Genomic DNA, 3292 nt, shown 5'->3' with positions numbered 1-3292 from the left:
GTCACCGCGAACGTCGTACCTGACGGCATTTCGCCGTCGGACGTACCCGCGCCGATGCCGCCCGAGGTCGGCGACCACGTCGCGGCCGTCGCACTCTTCGGCAAGCCGTCGCCGCGGTTCATGAAGGTGCTCAGCGACCCGTCGATCGTGATCGGTCCCAACTACGTGGCCAAGACCGTCGAGCTATGCGTCGACAACGACCTGGTCTGCGATCCCCATGGCAAGAGCTTCTCCGCGCACAACAAATACGAGGAGACGGGCACCGTCGATCAGGGGGCGGACTTCGTCGCGGCCAAACTTCAGGCGGCCTGGGCGGCCGAGGATGCCGCGGCGGCGTCCGACACGGCGTCCCAGACGTCCTCCCCAGGCACGCCGGTACCGCTCGCGGATTCGACTTCCCCGGCGCACCTCGGTGCTCCGAATCAGACCCTGCCGGGACCGCTGAACCTCCCCGGCCCCAACGTCATTGCGCCTCCGGCGGATCCCGTCGAGCCCGTGACCTGAACGGTCAGGTCGGTATATCCGCATCAACGTCTTGGCGTTGCCGTGACCAATCGCGTGGCGGTTGTCGCGGACCACGTGGGGAAGTCCTCTGAGTGAAGGATGCGATCGGGCACCGACCTCGGCGAGAAGGAACCTCAGCTGTTTCTCGCTGTCCTCCTCGACCGACCGCGTCCGCTATCGCTCGACGAGACCAGCGGACTCCGCGGTCGAGACGACGCGCTCCCAGCCGATCGCGGCGGCGGCGATCATCGTGATGGCGGTCGCGAAGACGGCGAGCGTGGCAACCACGTGCGCCCACTCGCCCGTCACGTAGACGACGCCAAGAAGGATGGCCAAGAATGCGAGGCCAAGACCCATCCTGCGCGCGTTCCCCCACCCGGGTCGATGCGTGGCGGAGGCAATTCCCATCCGGCCATTCGAAGCGGTCATGCCTATCACTGTCCGCGCGCACACTGAGGAAAGTCGAAGGTTTGCTTGTGGAAACGCCCAGACTTACCTCGGGGTCGTGAATGGCGGCCACACGTCGGACGGGCTCGACCGAACGGGTGTGGCCAGTGGCACCAACCGAGCCTTGGACGACGTCGACATCGACGCCGTCCAGGCCGAGTTGGTCCGCCAGGACGTGCGGATCAGCTAGCTGATTGCCGCGGCCCAGTTGGCGCCGAGGTAGTCCGCGTTCTTCTTGGTCTGCTCGTCGGTCGCGATCACCGCGGTACCGGTCACCGGCGGCAATGCGGCGAGCAGGGCCTTGTCGACGGTGCCCGACTTCTCCATGGCGTCCGCGCGTACCGGCCGGGCCAGGCCCTTCAGGAAGAGGTTCTGGCCCTCGTCGCTGTAAAGGAACTCCTGCCACAGCCGCGCTGCAGCGGGATGGGGGCCGTCCTTGTTGATCGCCTGGAAGTAGTAGCCGCCGACGAGTGCGTTGTTCGGAACGAACACCTTCCACGTGGGGATCTTGGCGGTCTCGGCAGCGCTCAGGTAGTCCCAGTCGATGACGACGGGTGTCTGACCGGACTCGATCGTCGCGGGCGTCGGGTCGACCGGCAGGAAGTTGCCCGCCTGCTTGAGCCTCTTGAAGAAGTCGACGCCGGGAGCGATGTCGTCGGCCGACCCGCCGTTGGCGATCGCGGCCATCAGCACGCCGTTGGCTGCAGCGCTGGCCGTCGTCGGATCGCCGTTCAGCGCTACCTTGCCGCGGAACTCCGGCTTGAGGAGGTCGTTGACGTTCGTCACGGCAGGCACCTTGGAGGAGTCGTAGCCGACCGACATGTAGCCGCCGTAGTCATTGACCCACGTGCCGTTGGGGTCCTTGAACTGTGCGGGGATGGAGTCGAACGTCGCGACCTTGTACGGGGCGAACATGGCGGTGTTCGCCAACGCGATCGCCTGGCCCAGATCGAACACGTCGGGCGCTGTGCTCTTACCCTTCTGCTGGTTGGCGGCGTTGATCTCGTCCTGGCTGTTGGCGTCGGGCTGCGCAGAGTTGACCTTGATGCCGTACTTCTTGGAGAAGGTGTCGATGATCTCCTTGTAGTTGGCCCAATCCGGTGGCAGTGCAATCACATTGAGTTCACCCTCGGCCTTGGCGGCCGCGATGAGCTTATCCATTCCGCCGAAGTCGCCCGCGGACGTGGCCTGCGCGGCGTTGACGCCGGATTCGGTCTTGGTACCGCTGGCGTCCTTCTCCGGCGGGGCGCACGCCGCCATGCCAAGGACGACGACGGCCGACGTGACGGCCGCGAGGAGGCGAGATGGGGTCATTGCCGAACCTTCCGATCAGTGTGAGACGCCGCGTTCAAGCGGCGGCCACGGAAGCTGATTGCCGATTCAATTGCGTTGGAACCCTATCGCGGGATCCCTTGCTTGGCAGGCGGTTGTGGATTGTCCGTGCAGGCCTTGCCGCTGTCGTTCGGCATGTCGACACGTGCCGACCACCGCGCCGATGCCCTCGGCCGTTTCCCGTGGACGAAGCGGGCAGCGGCCGTAAGCTGTCGTCCTTATGGCGCGACGCATTAGAGACGGCCTGCCCCTGCTGCCGTTCCTCGTCTTCGTCGGGATCTTTCTCGTGGTCCCTACGATCACCGTCATCGTCAACGCGTTCATCTCCGACGGTGCCTTCGACACCAGCCGCATTCAGGCGCTGTTCTCCGCGACGGCGCTGTCCGCGCTGAAGAACAGCGTGGTGCTCTCGCTGACGACGGCGATCATCGGCGCGTTCCTCGGCGCCGTGCTCGCGTGGTTGATCGTCAGCAGCCCGCCCTCATCGGTATTCCGAAGGGCAGTGCTGTCCGTGTGCAGCGTGCTGGCCCAATTCGGCGGTGTGGCACTGGCATTCGCATTCCTTGCGACCATAGGACTCAACGGCGTCCTGACACTGTGGGTGCAGAGCTGGTTCGGGTTCAACCTCGCAGGCGACGGCTGGCTCTACAGCCAGACCGGGCTGATACTCGTCTACACCTACTTCCAGATCCCGCTGATGGTGATCGTCTTCCTCCCTGCTCTGGAGGGTCTGCGCGAGCAGTGGCGGGAGGCGGCCGTCAGCCTCGGCGCATCGACCTGGCAGTACTGGCGCGAGGTGGCGATACCCCTTCTGATGCCGGCATTCCTGGGCTCGGCACTGCTGCTGTTCGCCAACGCCTTCGCCGCATACGCGACGGCCGCCGCGCTGGTCAGCCAGGGCAGCCCGATCCTGCCGCTGCTGATCCGCACCGCAATGACCAGCGAGGTGGTGCTCGGGCAGTCCGGGTTCGCCTACGCCTTGGCGCTGGAGATGATCATCGTGGTGGCG

5 protein-coding genes are annotated in these 3292 nt (G+C 65.6%); 3 read left to right on the top strand and 2 right to left on the bottom strand.

The features are described from left to right. On the top strand, nucleotides 1-504 hold a 504-nt coding region (locus tag QOD90_RS22500), incomplete at its 5' end, for a cutinase family protein (protein ID WP_526353218.1). Between the two features lie 174 nt (nucleotides 505-678). Here QOD90_RS22500 and QOD90_RS22495 read toward each other — a convergent pair. After that, complete coding sequence (locus tag QOD90_RS22495; protein ID WP_526353216.1) at nucleotides 679-933, bottom strand: hypothetical protein; 255 nt, start codon at nucleotides 931-933, stop codon at nucleotides 679-681. A 76-nt stretch (nucleotides 934-1009) separates the two neighbouring features. On the opposite strand from QOD90_RS22495, the gene QOD90_RS22490 reads away from it, so the two are divergent. Continuing rightward, nucleotides 1010-1141: a hypothetical protein gene (locus QOD90_RS22490; RefSeq protein ID WP_526353215.1), complete on the top strand. Its 132-nt coding sequence runs from the start codon at nucleotides 1010-1012 to the stop codon at nucleotides 1139-1141. Here QOD90_RS22490 and QOD90_RS22485 read toward each other — a convergent pair. Further along, nucleotides 1138-2265: an ABC transporter substrate-binding protein gene (locus QOD90_RS22485; protein ID WP_526353213.1), complete on the bottom strand. Its 1128-nt coding sequence runs from the start codon at nucleotides 2263-2265 to the stop codon at nucleotides 1138-1140. The two genes, QOD90_RS22490 and QOD90_RS22485, sit on opposite strands and share 4 nt — an antisense overlap. A 238-nt stretch (nucleotides 2266-2503) precedes the next feature. Between QOD90_RS22485 and QOD90_RS22480 the strand changes: the two genes are divergently transcribed. Next, on the top strand, nucleotides 2504-3292 hold a 789-nt coding region (locus QOD90_RS22480), incomplete at its 3' end, for an ABC transporter permease (RefSeq protein ID WP_526353211.1).

This window comes from Mycobacterium sp. (assembly GCF_032161845.1).
GTDB lineage: Bacteria > Actinomycetota > Actinomycetes > Mycobacteriales > Mycobacteriaceae > Mycobacterium.
The sequence above is the reverse complement of the archived record's forward strand: the minus strand, read 5'-3'. Positions and strand labels throughout refer to the sequence as shown.

Bases quoted from the DNA above. Each gene is read 5' to 3' on its own strand.
- QOD90_RS22495 (WP_526353216.1), bottom strand. From the start codon at position 933: ATGACCGCTTCGAATGGCCGGATGGGAATTGCCTCCGCCACGCATCGA.
- QOD90_RS22485 (WP_526353213.1), bottom strand. From the start codon at position 2,265: ATGACCCCATCTCGCCTCCTCGCGGCCGTCACGTCGGCCGTCGTCGTC.